Annotated in this window: 2 protein-coding genes; both read right to left on the reverse strand. The window is 64.2% G+C overall.

From position 1 onward, the window contains the following. Positions 1–519: 519 nt before the first annotated feature. The gene (locus FEM54_RS21050) at positions 520–975 is read right to left on the reverse strand and encodes a chemotaxis protein CheW (protein WP_017139437.1); all 456 of its coding nucleotides are present in this window, start codon (positions 973–975) and stop codon (positions 520–522) included. Beyond that, positions 968–6,631 (reverse strand): hybrid sensor histidine kinase/response regulator (locus FEM54_RS21055; RefSeq protein WP_138452813.1); only part of this gene is annotated, 5,664 nt, incomplete at its 5' end. The genes FEM54_RS21050 and FEM54_RS21055, both read right to left, overlap by 8 nt.

Genomic DNA, 6,631 nt, shown 5'->3' on the forward strand with positions numbered 1-6,631 from the left:
GCTCCGCGTGGGTATGCCGCCTGGGACGCTCCGCGTCCCGCCAGGCAGCACAAGACTCAAGACCAGCGCAAGGGTGACGCGGAGCGTCACGGGATGCATGCCCACGCGGAGCGTGGGAACGATCATCTCAAGTAATCCGCGACCTGCGGCTACTTTCAGGCTGCCGCACAGAGCCCCCTGTGGGAGCTGGCTTGCCTGTGATGGCGGTGGGTCAGCAATGAAGTTGTGGGCTGACAGTCTGCTATCGCAGGCAAGCCAGCTCCCACATGTGTTCGGTGATGCTAGTTAGATAGCGGTCCCCTTTTGGGACTACTCAGGCAGGGCTGACGTGTTCCAGTGCTCTGTCGACCAACAGCTGACTCAGCTCTGCCATTTGGATCGTTCCCACGCTCCGCGTGGGTATGCCGCCTGGGACGCTCCGCGTCCCGCCAGGCAGCACAAGACTCAAGACCAGCGCAAGGGTGACGCGGAGCGTCACGGGATGCATTCCCACGCGGAGCGTGGGAACGATCATCGCCGTCAGGCCAGGCCGGACTCGACCAACAACGCTTCCAACCCCATCAAATCCGGCACCTTCGCCACGTGCTCGCCCACCTGCACGGCCGCGAGTTCCAGCGGGCAGAGTGGCACGTCCACGTAGCTCAATTCGCTGTCGAGCTTGTACGAGCGGGGAATGCCCTGGATCACCAGCGCAATAAACTTCAACGTCGGCCGCCCGCCCAGCGCATTCAGCACCACGATGCGCGAGCGCTCGGCGGTCAAGATCGCCTCGCCGCACACCGCTTCAAAGCTGATCAGGGGTATTTGCCGGTCACGCCACGTCACTTGCCGCAGGTACCACGGCGGCGCATCGCTGGCCGGTTCGCCGCGCTGGAAGTCGATCAGCTCGGCCACGGCCACATTGGGCAGCAGCAGATGGCGGTCAGCCAAGGGCAACAACAGGCCAGTGAGTTGGCTGGTGCGGTGGTCAAGCATGGGACTTGCTCCAGTAGGCGATGCTTTCCAGCAGCACCGACTCCTGGTACGGCTTGCCGAGGTAGTCGTTGACGCCGATGGCCATGGCGCGGTCGCGGTGTTTCTGGCCGGTGCGCGAGGTGATCATGATGATCGGCAGGCGCATCAGGCGCGGGTCGTTGCGCACCTGAATCGCCACCTCGAAGCCGTCCATGCGCGGCATTTCGATGTCGAGCAGCATCAGGTCCGGGGTGTGCTCTTCGAGTACGGCGATGGCGTCGATGCCGTCTTTGGCGGTGAGCACGTTCATGCCGTTGCGCTCCAACAGGCGGCTGGTAACTTTGCGCACGGTGACCGAATCGTCCACCACCAGCACCAGCAGCGGGCGTTTTTTCAGTGGGTCGTTGAGGATCAGCGGCGCGTCAACCGCCTGGGCCGGCGACACGGGTTGACGTGCCCGGATGTGCGCAAGCAGGTCGATGATCAGCACCACGCGGCCATCACCCAGGATGGTCGCGCCGGACAGCCCCTGCACGCCCGCGAACTGCGGCCCCAGGCCCTTCACTACAATCTCCCGAGTACCGGCCATGGCATCCACATGCACCGCCACGCGCCGCTCGTTGCATTGCACCAGCAGCACCGGCACGGGCTGGTATTGGCCGAGCAATTTCGGGCGGCTGACGGTATGCAGCAGGTCGCCAAGGTAGAACAACTCATAACGCTGGCCGCCATATTCATAACGCGGCGGGTCTTGCTGATAGTGCCCAGCCAACTCGTGGGGCAGCACACGCACCACGCCTTCGATGGTGTTGAGCGGGATCGCATATTGATCGTCCGCGCACTGCACCATCAGCGCCCGGTTAACCGACACGGTAAACGGCAGGCGAATGCGAAAGTGCACGCCCGCACCGGGCGTGGAGTCAATCACCATCGAGCCGCCAAGCTGGCGCACTTCTTCGTGCACCACGTCCATGCCCACACCGCGTCCGGATATCTGGGTGATCTTTTCCGCCGTCGAAAAACCCGGCTGCAGGATGAACTGCAACACGTCGCGGTCGCTGATCTCTTGATGGGGGTCGAGCAGGCCGCGCTTGATCGCCTTGCGCCGCACTGCGTCCAGCGGCACGCCGGCGCCGTCGTCGCGCATATCGAATACGATATCGCCGCCTTCGTGGGTCAGGTCCAGGGTGATACGACCCTTCTCCGGTTTGCCCGCCAGCACACGTGCTTCGCGCGACTCCAGGCCATGGTCGACGGCGTTGCGCAGCATGTGTTCCAGCGGCGCGACCATGCGTTCGAGCACGTTGCGGTCCATCTCGCCTTCGGCATTGCCGACCACGAACTCCACGTCCTTGCCCAATTCCTCTGCCACCTGCCGCACGATGCGCTTGAGGCGCGGCAGCATGCGCTCAAACGGCACCATGCGCGTGCGCATCAGGCCTTCTTGCAACTCGGTGTTGATGCGCGCCTGTTGCTGCAACAGGTTGTGCGCATCCTGGTTGCGGCGGTCGAGGGTTTCCTTGAGGTCCAGCAGGTCGGAAGCGGACTCGGACAGCGCACGGGACAGTTGCTGCAACTGCGAATGGCGGTCCATTTCCAGCGGGTCGAATTCTTCATAACCCAGGCGCTCGGCCTCGGCCTGCTGACGGCTGAGGATACGGCCCTGGGTTTCGCTGTCGAGGCGGCGCAGTTGGTCGCGCATACGCTCGATGGTGGTTTCGACCTCGTTGAGGGCCGTGCGCGCATCGTTGACCTGCTGCTCGATGCGCCCCCGGAAAATCGAGGTTTCACCGGCCAGGTTGACCAGGTCATCGAGCAAGTCGGCGGAGATTTTCACCATGTCCGCAGCCGGGTCCATAGCCGCTTCGGCCTTACCGGCGGGCAGTGCAACCGGCGCCAGCGGCTCATCGCTCGGGTGTACCAGGCTCTTGATCCGCTCGATCAGCTTGTCCACCGAGCCCACCGGTAAACCGTCTGCCACCGCGTCGATCATCTGCGCCAAGCGGTCGTGGCAACCTTGCAGCAGCGAAAACAGTTCCGGCGACGGCGCGAGCAAACCAGCGGACAGCCCTTCGTAGAGAAACTCCAGCTCATGGGCCAGATCGCCAATCGGCCCGATCTCGACCATGCGTGCACCGCCCTTGAGGGTGTGCAGGTCGCGCAGCAGGGTTTCCACTTCCTGGCGATTATTCGGCTCGGCCTGCCAACGCACCAGCGCGCTGCCGGAGCTGTCGAGAATGTCGGCGGCTTCTTCGAGGAAAATTTCCAGCAACTCGGGGTCGGCGGTCGCCACTTCGGGTGCTGTGGCCGCGGCTGCGGGCGTGCTGCTGTGGCGCAACTCGCGCAGTTGCGCGATCAAGTCGCTGGAGTCACTCAGCGGTTGCTGGTCTTGCAGTTGATCCAGTTGCAAGGCCAGCCGCTCGTGACTGGCCATCAACACTTGGGACAACTCGGTGGAGTAGCTGTAACGGCGGTCTACCAGGCCTTCGTAGAGGCCTTCCAGCTCATGGGCCAGGTCGCCAATCGGGCCGATTTCGGCCATGCGCGCGCCACCCTTGAGGGTGTGCAAGTCGCGCTGCAACGAAGACAACGGCGCTGCGCTGCCGGGCTCCAGCAGCCAACGTTTGAGCGACTGGCCGGCGCTGTCGAGGATGTCCACGGCTTCTTCGAGGAAAATCTCGACGATCTCATCGTCCATTGCCGTGTCCTGGTTCAACTGCGCCGTGGCCGCGCCCAATTCAGCGATGCTGAGGGCACGGCTGCCGTCGCTTTTGATCAGGCCGGTGGCCGACGGGTCGAGGGCTTCATCGAGCAATTCGCGCAGGGCCTGCACCCGCGCCGGCGCCGGGCTGATTTCCTGCCCCGCAGCCAACTGGTCGAGCATGTTGATCAGCGCGTCATGGGCCTGTTCGGCTTCTTGGAAAAACCGCTCGCTGACCGCCAGGCTGCTCTCCTCCACCGCCCCGTACAGGTCAAGCAAAGCTTCACAGAGTTCGTCGATGCTGTGCAGGTCGGCGATATGCGCGCCCTCGCCCAAGGTGGTCAACTCGTCCAGCAGTGCGGTGAGTTCCTGACGCTCACCGGGGTGCTGCTGCCAGCGGCGCAACAGGCTTTCGGCGTCGAGCAGAATGTCCATGCCTTGGGCCAGGAAGTTGGCGATCAACTGCGGGTCGCGTTTGATACGCAGGCCCGTGTTCGGCGCGTCGAGCAAGGCTTGCAGTTGTTGGTCGAGCAGGCTTTGAGTGCGGCTGATCAGGTCCGGCGCGCCCTTGATTCGCACCAGCGGGTCACTGTCCAGTTGGTGCAGGCCGCGCTGGAACAAGCCTTCGGCTTCCAGCAACAGCTCCACTTCGTCCAGGTCCAGCGGCAGGCGGTGGGCCTTGTATTCGCGGGTCAGGTGATCCAGCGGCCGCGCCAGTTCGGCAATCGGCAGCACACCGGCCATGTAGGCACTGCCTTTGAGGGTGTGCAGGGCACGTTGCAGCTCATCGCTGACTTGCAGCGGCACATGCTCGGCGGCCTGTTGCAGGAAGTGGTTGATGCTCTCCAGGTGGCTCTGGGCTTCGTTGCGGAAGATCTCCAGCAGCATTGGATCGTGCGGCTCGGCGGTGGCTGTTGCAGTGCCACTGGCTAGGGCATGGGCACGGGCGGCCAGGGCGTCGACTTCATCGCGCTGGTGTTGGTCGTCGGTGGCGAAGTCGGCGATCAATTCGGGCAGCAGGGCCACCGCTTCATCCAGTACGTGTTGCACATCGGAGCTGAGGGCCACGCTGCGTTCGAGCACGCGATTGAGCAGGTTTTCCACCGCCCAGGCCAGTTCTGCCAGCACCAGGGCACGGACCATGCGGCCGCTGCCTTTGAGCGTGTGAAAAGCCCGGCGCATTTCGCCTTGAGCAGTTTTGTCGGCGCTGTTGGGCAGGTTCCGGTGCAGCACGTCGAGGACTTCGTCGGTTTCTTCGAGGAAGACTTCGCGCAGCTCATCGTCGATAGGTTCTTCATCGGCCGGCGGCGGCAGCAAACTGCCGGGGCGATGCAGCGCCGGCGGGTTCAGGCGCGTGATCGGGCTGGCCAAGGCATCGAACTGGGACTGGCTCGGCGTGCTGTCGGCCGACAATGCGCCATCCGGCGCAACCAGCGCCTGACGCCAGGGCTTTTCGGCGGGCAGGTAACCGAGCGCGGCCAAGCCTTGGGTGGCCAGTTCCAGCACGCGTTCGCCAGCGGCGTCAGGGTCCTGGAGCATGCGTTCCAGGTAATACTCAAGGCTGCTGATCACGTCGGCGAAATGCGCCAACTGCGCCTGGGTCGGCGGCGCGTCGTTGACCATCAACTGTTCGTCGACGTAATCGGTGCAACCCCGCATAAGGCTCGCTGCGCGGGGCAGTGGAATCATCGCCAAGGCGCCGCGCACCTGGCTGAGCAGCTCCGGCAGGGATTCCAGGCGTTGGCGGTCCCAGTCGGCTTCAATGCAGTCGATCACCAGCTCTTTGGCTTGGCGCAGGCATTGGCAGGACTCGCGGATCACCAGTTGATGAATCTGCGTCAGGTCGGTGGTGGGCAGGCGGCTTTCTTCGCGGCTTTCCGGTTCGACGGTGCCGACCATGCCGGCCAGCGTGGCCTCGACATAGAGCAAGGCGCCGGCGACGTCCATCAGTACGGCGTCGTTGGGTTCGCGGTGACCTTGCACCAGGCTCAACACCACGGCGAGCTGGTCGATGATCACCTTGCGCGGCTGGCCGAAGCCCAGCACGGCCAAGGTATCGGCGATCTGCCGCAATGGCGCCAGCAGCGCATCCAGGTCGTCGGTGTGTTGGCGGTCGCTGCGCACGAACAAGTCGAGGCGCTCCTTGACCCGCACCAGTTCCTCACACAATGCGCCAAGCACCGACCCCATGGCATTGCGATCCGGCCCGGCCAGCCGCGCCCGTTCGGCATCGACCACGGCACTGTCGGGCAAGGCCTCATCCAGGCCGTAGCGTTCCTTGAGACTTTGCATGCGCGGCGTCGGACGAGTGACCTTGGCCACATAAAACAGCAGGCTCTTGAGCAGTTCGTCGGGCGCCGGCTGGTTGATACCGCCGATGCCCTGGGCCAGCAGGCGCTTGAGTTGCTTGTCGCTGGCCTTGAGCAGGCTGCGCAGCGCCGGGCTGTTGGCGATCACGCCGGTGAGCATGCCTTCGACCAGCGCCGAGGTGACTTGCCACAACGGCAACAGCGGCGCGCCCTGGCACAGCGCTTCGAGGCGCGCAAACACCCGCGCCATGTCTTCCAGGTTGCTCGGGCCATGGTCTTCGCGCAGCAGCCCGGCCAAGGCTTGTTGGAGCAATTTGTGCCACTGGTGCAATTGTTCGTGCAGTTCTGGCACTGCGCGCTGGGCCAGGGCTTCGTCGGGCAGCGGTGCAATCGACAAGAGCTGTGGGCTGAACAGACTGGTTTCCGACAACAGGCTTTCGCCGCGGGCGCTGCGCAGGTCGTTGAGCAGCGGCAACACCACCAACGGCAGGTCGCGGCGGGCGCTGTGTACGCGGTCCAGATACAACGGCAATTGGCTGAGGGCTTGTTGCAGCAGGCGGATGCTTTCATCGCGCTGGCCGACGCGCTCGGCTTGCAGGGCCAGGGTCAATTCTTCGATTTCTTCGGCGAGCAACGCCGCACCGTAGAACTCGACCATTTGCAGCGC

This window comes from Pseudomonas edaphica, from assembly GCF_005863185.1.
In the GTDB taxonomy this organism is placed as follows: domain Bacteria; phylum Pseudomonadota; class Gammaproteobacteria; order Pseudomonadales; family Pseudomonadaceae; genus Aquipseudomonas; species Aquipseudomonas edaphica.

What these genes read in the sequence shown, in the direction of transcription:
- FEM54_RS21050 (WP_017139437.1), bottom strand. Translation starts at nt 975, where the DNA reads ATGCTTGACCACCGCACCAGCCAACTCACTGGCCTGTTGTTGCCCTTG.